This window comes from Pseudoalteromonas undina (assembly GCF_000238275.3).
GTDB classification, from domain to species: domain Bacteria; phylum Pseudomonadota; class Gammaproteobacteria; order Enterobacterales; family Alteromonadaceae; genus Pseudoalteromonas; species Pseudoalteromonas undina.
On record NZ_AHCF03000004.1, the window covers coordinates 472,609 to 488,995 of the forward strand.

Below are 16,387 nucleotides of genomic sequence, written 5' to 3' on the forward strand. Positions count from 1 at the left end.
GCTAGTCCATCACCTTCAACACTTGCTTAAAGTACTTGTGACGTATGCTTGAGTGCAGCTATGCGAGCGGATACTATAAGGCGGTTTAGTGTATAATAATTACAATAAAAAAAGCATGTTAATCATGAATAATAAAATCAAGTGTATCCAGGAACCCTATTGTGTTAATTAAAACCGACCCAGCTATTAGCCGATTATTAATGCTGCGCAGTGGTGCCATCGTTGTTCAGCTTATTGCGGTACTCAGTGTGTATTTTTTACTAGAACATCAAATTGCACTTATGCCGTTGTTAGGGGTTATTGCTGTTGAGGCGGTTTTTCAGTTAGCCAGTGTATTTGCCTACCGGCATGTAAGCCAAGCAAAGCCAATTGGCATGTTAATGCAACTGACCGCCGATGTGCTTTTTTTAACTATTTTGTTGTCTTTAAGCGGCGGTGCAACTAACGCATTTGTGTCGTTATTGTTGCTGCCAATTATGATAGCTGCAATCACACTAAGCGCTCGAGGGCTTGCCTATATTGCTGTATTGGCCATTGCCGCCTATAGCTTATTATTAATTAAAATGCCCGAACACAGTATGCACCAAATGAATATGAATGGTCATTTTATTGGTATGTGGGTTAATTTTGTTATAAGTGCTTGCGTAATTGCGTTAGTTATAGGGGCTATGAACCGCGCTTTGCAACAGCGTGAACGCACTATTGCCAAAGTTAGAGAAAAACAGTTACGCAATGAACAACTGGTAACACTTGATGGCGCAGCGGCGCAAATTACTCATCAATTAGCAACACCAATTGCTAATTTACAATTATTATTTGAAGAGCTTTTAGAAGAGCATCCTAACAATGAAGTTATTCAGCAAATGCAAACGCCGCTATTGCAATGCCGCACTCAGCTTAACGACTTTAGAAAGCTCTCAACGCAGTTACGAGATAAAAACACTCAATCACCCATTAAAGCAGAGCAGCTGCAAAATCAAATTCATGATACGTTACTATTACAATACCCCAATCAACAAATAAACTGGCTTAACGAGTCACCTGAAGCCACATTACAAAGTGACGCTATGCTGTTGCCTGCAATTTTAAATTTATTACAAAATGCAGTACTTGCTAATCAAAAAAACGCCCAAGTGCAACTTGAACTAAGTTGGCAGCAACCTGACGCACAAAACATTGCGTTAATTATTCGTGATTTTGGTGCTGGTTTTTCATCCTCAGAGTTAGCAGAGTTAGGTGGGCAGTTAATGCCTAGTGAGCAAGGCATGGGGATCGCAGTTATGTTATCAAATGTGACATTTGAGCGGTTAAATGGCTCGTTAACGGTATATAATCACCCCGAAGGCGGAGCGGTTGCAAAGATAACGATGTCACTATTAACAGCAGAGACAAAAGCATGAAGCTACTTATTATTGAGGATGATATTAATTTAGCGACAACGTTGGCACGGCGGCTAACTAAGCACGGTTTTAACTGCGAGATCACTCATAATCACACTGATGCACTTCTAAAGGCTCGCCAGCAACAGCCTGATTGTATTTTATTAGATATGAAACTGGCTGATGAGAATGGACTGTCGCTTATTGCACCGCTGCGGCATTTACTCACTCATGCACATATTGTATTGCTGACTGGCTTTGCAAGTATAGCAACGGCGGTAGAGGCGATGCGCTTAGGTGCTAATGACTATTTAACTAAGCCTGTTGATATGGCAAGTTTATTAAAAGCACTTAAAGTTGAGGTGGCAAGTACGACAGTAACTGAAATTTCTGAGGGGGTTATGTCGCCCGAGCGTTTAGAGTGGGAGCATATTCAGCATGTTTTACATAGTAATAACGGTAATGTATCAATGACCGCAAGGCAGCTAAATATGCATAGGCGCACCTTGCAGCGTAAATTACAAAAAAAACCAGTGCAGCAGTAATGCAAAATCAAAAAATTATTTTATTTGATGCGCAATGTAAGCTTTGTAGTGCATGGTGCAATTTTGTTATAGCTCACGATCCGAGCATAAAATTTAAATTGTGCAGTGTGCAATCGCCGGCAGGGCAATCGCTACTTGCTCAATTTGGTTTTTCCACTACCGATTTTACTTCGATGGTTTATATAGAAGCACAAAAGCCATATACCCGCAGCCAAGCCGTTTTTCGAGTGTTCAGTCAGTTAGGCTATCCGTGGAAGTTGATTAGCGTATTTAAGTTATTACCACGAAAGCTGACTGATTGGCTTTATAACAAAGTGGCTAAAAACCGTTATACATTATTTGGTAAATACCAGTACTGTCGAATTCCTCAACAAAAAGATGAAGATCACTACTTATAACCACATTTTTAGCAAGTGCTGGATCACTTAGGCTGTGCTAAAATCTCGACGTTTAATTACTAGTAAATAGGTTTTAAGGGCTTTTTCATGGCAAATACAGCGCACGCACTGCATATTTTAGTAAAACATAAAGAGATTGCAGAAGACATCATTAAGCAATTAGGCAAAGGCGCAAAGTTTCAAACCTTAGCTAAAAAATATTCGTCTTGTCCGTCGGGCAAAAAGGGCGGTGATTTAGGTGAGTTTAGACGCGGCCAAATGGTATCGCAGTTTGATAAAGTTGCTTTTAGTGGTGCAATTTTAGAGCCGCATTTAGTGAAGACAAAATTTGGTTGGCATGTGATTAAGGTGCTTTATCGCACTTAAAAAGCGGAATTTTAAGTTCCCGCTATACTTACTATTTCTCATTTTATAACTGCTAAAACACCTTGGAATGACTATGAAGCTATTTAATTTATGCTGCAGTGTTATCCTCATTGCCCTGTCTTTTTTTGCATGTGGCAGCGAGCAAACTGTGACGCTAAAAATAGGAAAACCAAGCACACCTAATATGCCAAGAAACCACTATGTTTTGAGCTTATTAGAAAAAAGCTTTGCGCAGATGAATGTAAAACTCAATATTAGTTATAGTGTTGAGCCGATGAATACCAAGCGAGTATTAGAAGAGCTAAAGCACGATGGGGCTATTAATTTTGCTTGGTTAAGTATGTCAAAAGAGCAAGCAAATAGCCTCGTACACACAACCTTTCCAATATACAATGGCTTGCACTCAAAACGTTTACTGATGATAAAACAAAGCCGGCTGGGCGAATTTTCAGATATAAAAACCCTTGAACAACTAAAGCCGTTTATAGCCTTACAAAAGCAAAGTTGGTCTGATTATTATGTATTAAAGAACAATGGCTTAACAGTTAATGGTGATTTGAGTTATGAAAGCATGTTAAAAGCGTTAGATGAAGGACTTGGCGATTACTTTCCTCGTTCAGTAACTGCGATTAGAGCTGAAATACAAAAAAGTCCACAATACAACTTTGTAGTTGAGCCACATATTATGCTGCAGTACGATAATTTTTATTACTTTTATGCAAACGAAAAAAATAAAGCAATTATCGACTTATTACAGCAGGGTTTAACAAAGCTAGCACAAAAAGGTGAGCTTGATGCCCTCTACACGCATTTTTACCATGATGTTGAGGACGGGCTTGGTTTAAGTCAGCGAACAGTATTTAAATTAAAATAACATAAGTAAAAAGAATTCGTGCTGCAAAGGTCTTATTGCACTAGCTTTTTTCAAAGCTTTAAAAATATGTAATATGTACCCTAAATTTTAGTGACTTATTACATTTAAAAGCAGTATTCATTCTGGGTTCATAAAACAAGCCAAAAGTACTATTCTTTACGTTTCTATTTTAGGTTATTATTTTACTAGGATGATGATGGTTTAATAAAGGATTATAATGACCCGCCTGCAATTTTTTTTGCGTTCAGTTTTAGCTTTTTTAATTTGTTTGCCCTTAATAGCAGCAGCTGAAGAAGAGTTTAAACAAGCTTATGCTCCTGTTGGTATATCAGGTATAACTGTATTTGTTCCTATTGATATATACCCAGAAAGTGCTCCATATTTAACCATAAAAGAAACACCGAGCGAATACTTACTCCAATGGACAAAAAGTTCAGATAGTAATTACTATATCCTTGAACAACTCATTAATGGAAAGTGGCAGCTAATATCAAATAATATTTTAACCAATGAATATCGCGCTGACAAAAGTGGTGGGGCTGTATTTCGTGTAAAAGGCTGCCATCAGTATGGTTGCGCCCACTGGACAAATGTTAATAACATTATCAGCTTACCCCTACAGATTACTTCCTTTAGTACAGATAAAATCAAGGTGAATCAAGGCGAGCAAGTTATTGTAAATTGGGATGTAACTGGTGCGAGCTCAGTGAACTTAAACGTTAACGGAACAGATTACAAATCACTTTCGTCAAGTGGCAGTAAATCAATCACTTTAAATGATTATAGTGTTTTTGAGATTTCAGCTAGCGGCTTTGGCTTTTCTCAAACCCAACATTTAGCAGTCGTAGTTAATAAACCAAAAGTTATTGAACCTGTTGAATTAAGCGGTAATCTGCAACCACTTATGAATTTAGGCTTAGATATTATAGAAAGAGCAATCTTATCCGAGAGTGATTTTACCTATGTTGCTACGCAGGATGGCTTTTTGCACAAAATTAATAATCAATCGCAAATTATTTGGAGTAAAGGCCTTAATGGTGTTTTAGCAAACAAACCAATAAGTAGTAATGGTTATTTATACTACAGTGTAAGTTTGATCAATGGCGCAGGAAAAATATGTAAAACATCAATGCACTCGGCAGATACAATATGTGAGAATACAAGCAGTACCGTTATTGCCAGTCCAATAATTAATCAAATACCTTCAAGTATTATAGCTTCAAAAAATCAAGTAACTACTCAATCAAATTATTTTTCAAGTGATGCGAATAATAGTAATAGTTTGTTAAGTGTAACAACAACTGGTTTAGTTACTGAATATAACCTTGAAACATTAACAATAACAAACCAATTTATACTCCCTGATGATTATCGCAATAACCCAATATTATCTGATGCTAAACTTTCAAAGCAAAACGAACTGCTGCTGCGCACAGCGCCCAATCAAGTCACTGCTTTTTTCATACCTTCTTCAGGCTCAGGAGGAGGCGATGATATTTTTTCAAGCGTACAACGTTTTTTTACAACGAGCAGCGATGATACTCAAAGTACACCGCCGCAAGTGTTAGATATTGCATGGCAAAAGGAATTGTAATAATGAACAAAAATTGCTTTTTTCTATTTTTCGCTCTTTGTAAACTGTTTTTTTCTAATAATGCTTATTCAGCGGTTGATTATAATGATGTTTGCAATAATAACGAAGCTACTGTTTATGTAAATAAACCTATTTTAATAACTGTTTCTAAACTTGAAGGGTATAGTGGGCCGTTTCCTGTTAACTCAACAATTAAATTTAATGAATTAATAATTTATCAAGATGGAAATTTTGTTCAAGGGTTAAAAGATAAAATATTACTTACAGCTCGAAGTGAGGGGGTATTTCAACTGCAATCAATATTTTCATTTTATAGGCCTCAGACTCGAACTAGCTTTAGTCGAACTTGCTCGAAAAAAATAACCGTTATATCTGAAATTCCGCCTAGAGTAGAGCTGATTAAACCTATTTCAACATCTACAATTTATAAGAATCAAAATATAAATATCACCTACAAAGGAATTAGAACTAATAATAATATTAATAATTTAAAAATTAAAAAAGATAATACAGTCGTCCATACCTGTAAATCTAACTTTAGCAATTGCAGCTTTTCATTCCAAGGAACTGCACTTGGTCAATATAAATTCACCGCAGTCGCTGAAGACAGCTTTGGTATAAAAAGCGCTCCAAGTTCCGTAGCAACAGTAAATGTTGTTGAGAAAAACACATCGCCTGAAGTCACCCTAATTTCAGATAAGAAATTAGTTAATTCTGGCAGTAGTATAAAATTCACATTAACTGCAAAAGATAATGATAAACAAAATATTAATCAAATAAAATCATTTAACTTTTGCGTTGGCAGCACCTGTAATCCGGTCTCTTATTATCAATCAACATGTGCTACTACTGGTACTAATCTTAGTTGTAGTTTTGATTTAAGAGTCTCCAGCAACACAATTTTTAAAGCAGTAGCAAGTGATGGCAGCACCTCTGTATTTAAAGAGCTTAAAAATATCATTCTCAACGACACCCCAACAGTTTCTATTAAAACAAGCAATTCAACTCCGTTTATTGATGAAGAGTTTACAATAACTGCAGAAGCTAGTGATGCTCAAGGTTTAAAAGATTATCAGATCTGTGAATATCCTGCTGGGAGTCTTCCAAACACTGCAACAAAGTGTAGTGGTAGTAAACTGCTGAAGTCTTGTAATGTAGGGGTTCCGAAGTGTAGCGTTTCCATTAATAAAAGTTCAGTAGCTAATAACTCTTATTATTTATATGTTGAAGATAAATATGGATTAAAAGCACATGCAAATGTGCCTGTAAATGTATTACTTCCTTTTGGTGTTAGGTTAGAGCAACTACCAGCCTCCTTGCCATTTGATAAGCCTGTTACCTTAACAGCAAAAATAGGTGCATTAACAAGCAAAACTCATGCTTTGCAGCTCCTAAAATTATTAGTAAATGGCAAAGATCAAACGGTTACCGTGACCCCGAGCCTGAGCAGCCCGCAACCTCTACCAGCTAAAAATAATGAGCATAAAACATTTAGCCTTACTTGGAGACCTAAAACTGCAGGTAATGTATCCGTTCAGCTTATAGCTACCGACACTGCTGGAAAGTCTAAAACGAGCGCTGCTGTAACAAGCAAAGTTGCACTGCCATCACCTGCAACACCATCGGTTACAATTGGTACACAAAGTAATGGCCAATATACTGTAAAAATTAACCCTGTTGCCCATGCACAAAGTTATACACTTTATGAGAATGAACAATTTTATGGTGAGTATTCAAGCCAAAGTACAAATGTATCTATCTCAAAAAGTTTTAATGAGCATAACAAAGTGTTTCGCTATTGTGCCTCATCAAAGAATACTTATGATGGTAAATTACAGCAAAGCTCTGTAGGTACAGGTGCTGAATGTAAGTCAATCACAGTAAATAATCCTCAACCTATACCTTCGGCACCAATATTTAGTACTCATAATTTACAACAAAGTGGCCCTTATTCAATTAGCTGGAAAAATAATAATGATGGCTTAACTAGTTATTATAAATTAGAGCGCTGGCAGGGAAATGCTGCTGATGCTCAAACCGCGACTAAAGAGTTACTGTACAATTTGAATGGGTTATTTACCCACATTAGCGAGCCTATGTTAGGTAATTATACCTATCAAATATCTGCTTGTAATAGCCAAAATAATTGTACTAAAGGTCAGCTCCTTACCTTTAATCATATCCCCGCTTATATACAACAAGCAGAAATTGATAGTAGCTGTGGTAGTAACTGTTTAAATATAAAAGGATTGGGTTTTAATTCCAAAACATTAAATTTAGATGTTCGATTAAGAAATACCGCTGAAGTTTTTAATTACAGTATTAATTTTTTAAATAGCAGTCCCGAACTTAGTTATGTAAATGAATACAAGCTGCAATTTAAAGCCCCTCCTCGAGTGATTGAAGGGTTAAACAATGGCGGTTTGTATCTAGAATTAAGTAATGGCGTATTAAATGCTCAGAAAGGGTCAATTATCATTGATAATACCGGTGCTAATACTGGTTTTGATATGATTTTACATGCACCAGCAGTAAGTTCAACCGGATCAATTTACGTGGGAAGTGGTAATGACATATATGCACTTGATGCTTTAGGACAAGAACGTTGGAAAGTTACCACCGGTGATAAAGTTATTGCTATGCCATTATTAACCACTAAAAATGGGCGTGATAATATAATTGTAGGCTCTTTTGATCATAATATTTATTCATTAAACCATGATGGTGTAGAACAGTGGGTAACGCAGACCCGTGGACCTATAAAAGCCGCTGCACAAATTGATCAACATAAAAACATTTATGTTGGCTCTATGGATAACGCGCTTTATTCGCTCAATCAAAATACGGGAGCTATTCAGTGGCAGTACATTTTTCCAAGCGGTATTAGCCAGCAACCTATTGTATCGGCAAGTAATAAACTATATATCACAACAGACGATCAACAACTACATATCATTGATAGAAATAGCGTTACGCTTAATGCATTACAATGGAATGACATTGATAATTCACTCATAAAAAACTTGTTAAATAATGAGCCAGACGGTTGGGAGCCATCACAAGAAAGCCAAAATATTATTCAAATTACTAAATTGTTTTATGCATTATTACAGCGAGCACCAACAAAAGCTGAGTTAACTTTCTTTGCTTATGCACAGCAGTTAGGTATAGGGAATACTGAGCTCATTAATGCATTTTTAAACTCAGAAAAAGGTTTAATTAACTTACCGGTAACTGATAGTAATAGTGTATTTATAAATAAGTTGTATGTACTGTTTTTTGCAAGTGAAAACCCTGTTATTAACTCCAAAACTAAAGCGCAATGGTTAGCAGAGTTAAACCAAGGTTTAACACGCGCTGCTTTAATTGATGAACTAATTTTTTCAGCCTATCGGTTTGATATTGTTGCGCATAACACGGTTTATTACTTCTATGATTTTTGTTTAAGTTCACGTAACTGCCAATATGAAACTGACTCCGATGGTGATAATTTATCCGACGAAGTGGAAATACTATTAGGCCAAAACCCATTAGATCCTCGAGATGGATTAAATGATAAACCAAATATTAATTATACAGACCTCACTTCAGGTCAATATGAATTAAGCTTTAATTATCCCTCAAATACGGTCTTTTTTGAATTAAGCGAATCTAGAAATGCACAGAGTGAGCGATTATTAGCCTCGGTAACTAACAATCGTTATGCTATTGATTTGGCCAATGGCGAATATCAATTTTGGGTTAAAGCCTGTATTGAAGTAACGCTTAAAACTGGCCAGCTCAAAAAGCAATGTTCGCAGCGCTCTGATCCTGCCACAATTTTAGTAACGACCAGCGTACAAGAACCTCCTATTCAAGTGGCCCTGAATGAATCTATAGCTGGAAAAAATTGGCCAGGTATAGATGTGCTTAACACATCAGCATCACTTTCACCTACATCAGGTAGCTTTAGAGTAACTGAAAACGGTTCAGCTAATTATACGGTGCCTATCTCGTTACCTGCAGGAATAGCGGGAGTACAACCTGAAGTAGCACTTACTTATGATTCGCAAACACCAGAGACGTCAGTGGGACTTGGTTGGGGTATAAGTGCTGGTTCTTCTATCAGCCGCTGTCGCCAAACAGTTGCGCAAGATGGCCAATTTAGTGGCTTAAAGTTTACTGAGTCTGATCGCTATTGCTTAGATGGCCAACGCCTTATTTTACTCGATGATAGCTATGCTGAAGGCGAAGTTGGCGCTACTTATAAAACCGAAATAGATAGCCAGTTATTAATAACAATTGCAAACACCACAACTGGTAGCAAAAAAATGTTTGTTGTTGAAGGTAAAGACGGTAGTAAAAAATACTATGGTGGTACGTTAAACTCAGAAGTGGCAATTGCAGAAGACAAAGTACTGACATGGAACATCCGTAAAATCTACGACAACTTAGAAAATGAAAGCACAGCAATCAACTTTATCTATACCAGTAATGAAAACTTGGGTGCAGGCGAAAAAGCCCTAGAGCAGATTACTTATAGCGGTAATAAAGTGGTGTTTGAATATCAAGCTGGTGATATTCGCAGTCATGCGTACGTAAATGGTAGTGAATTTACAGCCCGCGCTCAATTAGATGACATTAAAGTCTATAACCACAATGAAGAGTTGCTTTTTAATTACAATTTAACATTTGAAAATGCCGAAAACGGAGTTCGATTACTTAAATCTGTAGCGCAGTGTTCCGGTTATGTGTGTAAAAAGCCCATTGAGTTTAAGTACAATGAATTTAATAACAGCTTAAACTTTGAAGCTTATCAAACTGTATTTCATACCAGTTCAGGTAATAAACTTGCGGCTGTTACACAAATAGATACACAAGGCGACGGTAAGTCAGAACTTGCAACATTAGAGCGTGTAGATGGTAAAGAATACTTATTATGTTTAACGTTCACTGATGGAAATAACTCAGAGATTTGTAAAACGATACATCGATTTGACGGCGCAGACATTGTACAAATGATGGCTGTTGATCCACAAAGTGATGGTAAGCAAGTACTTTGGATTAACATGCGCGATAAACACTCACGTGATAACGATTACTACTGGAGCCAATACAACTTTAATGAAAACAACAATTCAATAGATTACAGCTCACTCGCATTAACGGGTACTGATAGATATATGACCGATATTAGGCTTGGTGATCTGGATGGCGATGGGTATGCCGATATTATTCATAAAAGAGGCAGTGATGATGAAAAGCTCTATGCTCGTTTTTGGCAGCAGGATACACAAAGTTATTCATCTAGAGTTGGCTTAGGCATCATAACCCACAATAATGATCGTATAGGTAGAACCATAAGTTATCAGCGTAACCTTGTTGAAGATGACACGCCATGGTACATGTTGGATCTAAATTTTGATGGCTTAGCAGATATACTAACGCTCGGTTGTAGCAGCTACAAGTGCGATGGTAATACTGAAGTAGACCAGATCTCAGCCTTTATAAATACTAATAATGGCAAAGATTTAGAACAAGTAATTATTCGAAGTGGTAAGGCAAAACACTTACAACCTAATGATTTTAATGGTGATGGCTTAGTCGACTTATTATTTTATGATATAGATGATAACAACTGGAAAATCTTACTAAACGAGGGTGGCGAAGAACTTACGTTCACTCAAGTATTTAGAGTAGGCAATATGAGCGAGCATATTGCACCGCTTAGTATTGATATTAACCGTGATGGTAAGCTTGAGTTGTTCTTTATAGAGGAGGGATCAAGTACTTGGACTGCTTATCAGTTTGATCCTGCCTCTAAGTATTTTTATAAAAATGAAGATTTAGCCTTTAATACTTCTGGTATTAATTATGAAGAAGGTGACTATGCGTATTTCACCGATCATAACCATGATGCCGTGCCCGATATTTTCTTTAAAATTGGCCATAAAATAGAAGTGAAGTACAATTTAAACGAAGTATTCAGCCAAGGCATGCTGCGTGAAGTAAGCCAAGGCTATGGCAGTAAAACCGTTATAGACTATGGCTTAATGTCTGATCCACAATTATATAGCAAATATAATTTAGAAAATGCGGCACAATACCCAGCAGCAAGTGAAAACCAATCGGCCGCAGCAGATAGAGCGCTTTATGATGCGCAAAACCTCAATGTAACGGATTTAATAGGTTCATCACCACTTGTTAAAACAGTGACAACTGATAGCCCAAGTACTTTGTCACCCAGTGATACTTTATCGGTAGATTATCGTTATGCTGGCGCTAGATTACAATTTGGTGGTCGTGGCTGGCTAGGCTTTAGAAAGCTCACTACGGAAACCGAAAAAGACGGTTACACGTTTGAAACCAATACTTATTATCGCCAAGCATTTCCGTTTATTGGTATGCCAGATAAAACTGAAAAGTATATGGTCTCAGGTAGCAGCCGCACATTACTAAGCTCTGCGGCTAATAGCTATACCAATGTAACGTCGGTTAATGCAAATAGCTTAAACAGCAATCAAGTGTATAACGCCAATACCAAAGAGTGTTCAGCACGTATTGATACAGACCTAACCGTGAGTGGTTATAACTGTACTGTTACAACCACTGTGCAAGATGAACATGCCAATGTGAGTGAGTTAACGGTCGATAAATATGAGCAAAACACAGGTTTCTTGGATTCGTTTAATACTAACGAGTCATTGTCATCTGTTACTACAGTAAACAATTATGGTACAAGTGATTACGATAAACGCTTTGGCCGTTTAAGTGCGACCACAGTTACTCATAGTCAAGGCGAACTAACACCTGTTACACGTAATACTGAGTTTAGCTATTACCCAAGTAACCATCAAAATGAAGGGATGCTTAAAGATGAAATTGTGATGCCGCAAGGTGGTTGTGATAGCTTCCTTAAAACCACCCATATCTATGATTCATTAGGTAATGAAACTGCAATACAAACAGCAAACTTACCAAGTTGTGATGGCGTATCTGGGCAAAAGCATCAAACACGTAGTAAAACTTCGACCTTTGATAGTGAAGGGCGCTACGCAATATCTACTGCGAATGACTTATTTACCGAGCAAACAGTCAATAGCCGTAACAAGTTTGGTCAGCCAACAGCTGTAACCGATGTTAATGGCACTAAAGCGTACTTTCAATATGATGTGTTTGGCAGCAAAGTATCAAGTTACAGTGCCACTGGCGCGCAAACTAGCACGTATATGAGTGATTGCGATACCAGTAATTGTATCGCACAAGTTAATAAGCTAGTTAATGGCGAATTGGTTGAAAAGCAATATATTGATAAAGCAGGGCGCACGACAACGGCAAGTAAAATTACCGTATTGGGTGATTGGTTAACCACTTATACTCAGCATGATAAACATGGCCGTTCACTGAGCCAAACATCACCTGGTATGTTGGCAATTACCAGCAGCTATGATGTGTTTGACAGACCAATACAAATTGATGATCCCAATTCAAACATTACTACCAACTATGAATTGAGTGGCTTGGAAGAAACCGTCACTTTAACGGGCGATATTCCACAGGGCACGCAAGTTAAAACCACGCTTAGTAACGCGCTTGGCCAAACAGCTTCGGTTACCGATAACGCAGGTAATGTTTTAACCTATACCTATGATGTATTAGGTAATTTAGAAACCGTTCATTCATCAGCTGATAATCAAATATTATCAACAATTACCTACGACGTTTTAGGTCGTAAAAAATCAATGAATGATAAAGACCGTGGAAACTGGCGCTATACTTACACCGCCTTTGGGGAGCTTAAAACGCAAACCGATGCACGAGGCATTGTTACAACTAATAGCTACGACATCCTAGGCCGTAAAACAAAGCAAACCGTCACCGGTGAGCAAACCAGCCAGTGGGTGTTCGGTACAGGTAATACGGTTCACCAATTGATGTCGGAGAGTATTGGTAATGAATGGCAAAAAAACTACTATTACGATAACTTTGGCCGCGCGGTAGCCAGCTTAACTAATGTTGAAAGTGCTCTAAATTGTACCAGTATGGTGGCCTTTAACACTCGTAGTAACGATTTACGTTACACAGATGCACGCCTTAACGACCCGCTAACTAGTCGTTGTGTAATACAGCAAACAAACTATGATGAGTTTGGCAGACCACTACTTAGTTTTGATGATTATCGCCGTAATGTTACAGGGGAATACACAGAAGCACGCGGCATACATACCACGTATCAAAACGGCCAAGTACTTAAACGCCAAGAAGCTCGCGAAGGCACAAGCTTTGGCCGTGTGTATTATCAAGTCAATGCGCTCAACGACCGTGGCCAAGTAATTGGCTACAATAAAGGTCAAGAGTTGATGACGGTAAGCTACGATGATGCAGGCCATGTTGCGGGTATTAGTACAGGCACTGACTATATTCAAGCCGACAGTTATAGCTTTGACGGCATGGGTAATTTAACTTCGCGTCATTTAAGCGCATCGCAACAACAAACCTTTGCTTACGATAACCTTAACCGTGTTACTACGGTCGATGGCCAAGATGTTTATAGCTATGCTGATAACGGTAATTTAGAGCTTAAAGACGGTTGGGAGCAGCGCTATAACGAAACGGCAAACTCACCTATTCATGGCATAACCAGTCGCAGTAAAGGCACCATGACCGAAACCTTTGGTTATGATAAAAATGGTAATCAAACATGGGCGAAGAAAAACGGCACGAATTGGCGTACTGTTACCTATAGCGGCCGCAATAAAGCCACAGAAATTAGTATTAATGGCAAATCGGCTTACTTTAATTATGATGCCAATAACCGTCGTTATAAACGAGTAGATACAGAGCAAACGATTTATTATGTAGGGGCGTTAGAGCTAACGGTTAATCACACGCTCAATAATGATCAATACATCAAACGTTATATTGGTAATGACGCAATGCAAACCTATTATGCTGCGGGTAATGCTAGCATAAAATGGTTATTTACCGATCATCAAGGCTCGATTACTGCAATTACTAATGATAACTTTAAGCTTCTTAAGCGCTTTGCTTACGATGTATTTGGTCAACAATCAGAGATTGCCCCTACAGCACTTGAAGCCGAGTTACATTATGCGTTGCCAAGTCGTTTAAGTGCATTTAATGCCATCGCCAGCAATACCCGTGGCTATACCGGCCACGAACAAGTGATGCTTGATGGCGACAATCGTGTGATCCACATGAATGGCCGTATCTACGACGCCGGCACCGGCCGTATGATGCAAGCCGATCCCGTAGTACAAGCACCGAGTAATTTACAAAACTACAACGCGTACAGTTATGTGTTGAATAATCCATTGAGTTATACCGACCCGAGCGGATATTTTATAAAAGCTCTAACTAAAATTGCTGGTTTTGTTGCGGGTGGATTTCTTGGTGGTCTTGTTGCTCACCAAGCTAGTAAATGGATTTCAAACAGCCGAACATTAACTCAGTTAACAATTGGAGCTGTAGGTGTTTTTACTTCTATTGCGTGCGGGCCATGTAGCATTGGTTTTACTGCACTTGCTACATCACATTTAACCTATTATAAAACAGGTAGTACTAGCATGGCGTTGCAAGCAGGTTTAACAGCTGGCGCTACAGCCGCAGTATTTTATGGGATTGGTCAGTATTTTAAAGGGCTTGCAGCGAGCAACCCATCCACAGCGACAACTCATTCTTTTGGAGGACTAGACTTAACTAGTGGACAAATAGCAGGGCAAGTTACCGCACATGCAGTGGCCGGTGGAGTAATAGCTGATTTACAAGGTGGTAAATTTGGTCATGGGTTCTTTGCTGCAGGTGTTACTAAAGGAGCTGGAGGGCGCTTCTTACCCGGGGGCAATGACTTAACTGCAGGACAAATTGTTCAAGGAACTGTTGCTTCAGCCGTTATCGGTGGTACTGCATCTGTTATTTCCGGTGGCAAATTTGCCAACGGCGCTAAGACTGCTATCTATCAGTATTTGTTTAATCAATCTATGAGGTTTTCATTTACAAAAGGGCAAAGTGTCCAAAAGTATTTTGATGAGCGTTATAAAGAAGGAAGTTTTAACACTGGAATAAGAAAAGTGAGAGGACCAACTACTTTAGAAAATGGTATCACGACAACAACTATACCTATTCGAGGGCCAGTTAACTTTTCATATAATGATATGGGAGGTAACGAGGTCTCAATAGAGGCAGGATTGAAATCTCTTACTGCTAAAGGTTACATGAATAGCTCTGGAGTGGTAGGGGGGGAGATAAATATGACAGCTGCAGGCATACAGCCTTATGTTAATTATGAATATCCTATCATTAATAACAGTAATACACTTTGGAACTCGATGCTTGAAATTCTAAGGTTAGATGCTACTAGAGGCGACGTAACTAAATGAAGGAAAAAATTCTAATATTATTTTTTTTATTGGTTAGCAATATTGTTTCAGGTAAAGGTTTCGAAAAAGAGCACCATGTAACAATTGAAATGGTTGAAAATGATATTTTACATAATAGGCGACTAAACGTTTCTCAAATATTATATGCATTGGAACGCAGCAAAGTTACTAATCCACTTAAGGTAAATTATTTATACGGGGTTATTTATTACTTTGGCGATTATGGTTTAGATAAAGATATCGATAAAGCATACCATCACTTAAAAATATCAGCGGACAATGGAGATATATCTGCTGCCTATTTGTTAGGAACACTTTTAGTAGATGACAGTCCACGAAAAGATATTGAAAATGGCATTAAATACCTTAAATTCGCCTCTGATAGAGGGAGTGTTGATGCAATACTAAACTTGTATGAAATGTATAGAATCGGTAAGTATAAGGATGAAGATCAAATACTCAAGCTTTTAAGTTATGCTGCTAAAAATGGTAGTGAGGAAAGCGCGATTCAGTATGCTGATACATTATTCAATATAAGTTTAATTGAACAAAGTGATAAAAAAGCACAGACAGTTGCTTTATTTTTAATAGACTACAATTTTAAATCACTCAAAGGGGAGAAGTTCTATTTACTATCTGGGATATATGGGATGTCAAACTCTCCTATTTATAATGAAATAAAAAGAGATCATTATTTGAACTTAGCTGCTGGAGAAGGGCACATTTTTGCGATGAAATTATTGAATGAAATTGATTTAATTAGAAAATCAAAAAAAGGAAATGAAAAAGTAAACAAGGGAAAATAGGGTCAGGTCTTTCTTTTTGCCTTTTTATCATAATAGTTATTTTAAT

Annotated in this window: 8 protein-coding genes; all 8 read left to right on the forward strand. The window is 37.8% G+C overall.

The annotated features are described in order from the left end of the window. Positions 1-161 precede the first annotated feature (161 nt). The 8 genes from PUND_RS17020 (at position 162) to PUND_RS17055 (ending at position 16,341) form a co-directional block, all read left to right on the forward strand. A complete protein-coding gene (locus PUND_RS17020; protein ID WP_010389120.1) occupies positions 162-1,400 on the forward strand; it encodes a sensor histidine kinase in 1,239 nt (412 codons plus the stop codon). After that, on the forward strand, positions 1,397-1,924 hold the full coding sequence (locus PUND_RS17025) for a response regulator transcription factor (RefSeq protein WP_010389117.1): 528 nt from the start codon (positions 1,397-1,399) through the stop codon (positions 1,922-1,924). Before PUND_RS17020 ends, PUND_RS17025 begins: the two co-directional genes overlap by 4 nt. Beyond that, complete coding sequence (locus tag PUND_RS17030; protein ID WP_010389116.1) at positions 1,924-2,322, forward strand: thiol-disulfide oxidoreductase DCC family protein; 399 nt, start codon at positions 1,924-1,926, stop codon at positions 2,320-2,322. Before PUND_RS17025 ends, PUND_RS17030 begins: the two co-directional genes overlap by 1 nt. Positions 2,323-2,409: 87 nt before the next feature. Further along, positions 2,410-2,688, forward strand: coding sequence for a peptidylprolyl isomerase (locus PUND_RS17035; RefSeq protein WP_010389115.1), 279 nt, complete (start codon positions 2,410-2,412; stop codon positions 2,686-2,688). 73 nt (positions 2,689-2,761) lie between these two features. Further along, positions 2,762-3,562, forward strand: coding sequence for a type 2 periplasmic-binding domain-containing protein (locus tag PUND_RS17040; RefSeq protein ID WP_010389114.1), 801 nt, complete (start codon positions 2,762-2,764; stop codon positions 3,560-3,562). A 217-nt stretch (positions 3,563-3,779) separates the two neighbouring features. After that, entirely contained in the window at positions 3,780-5,156 is a 1,377-nt protein-coding gene (locus PUND_RS17045; protein ID WP_010389113.1) for a hypothetical protein, read from the forward strand. Between the two features lie 2 nt (positions 5,157-5,158). Next, positions 5,159-15,535 (forward strand): FG-GAP-like repeat-containing protein, encoded by a 10,377-nt coding sequence (locus tag PUND_RS17050; protein ID WP_010389112.1) that lies wholly within the window; start codon positions 5,159-5,161, stop codon positions 15,533-15,535. Continuing rightward, positions 15,532-16,341, forward strand: a complete 810-nt coding sequence (locus tag PUND_RS17055; RefSeq protein ID WP_010389109.1) for a tetratricopeptide repeat protein — start codon at positions 15,532-15,534, stop codon at positions 16,339-16,341. The genes PUND_RS17050 and PUND_RS17055 overlap by 4 nt, the downstream gene beginning before the upstream one ends. Positions 16,342-16,387: the final 46 nt, after the last annotated feature.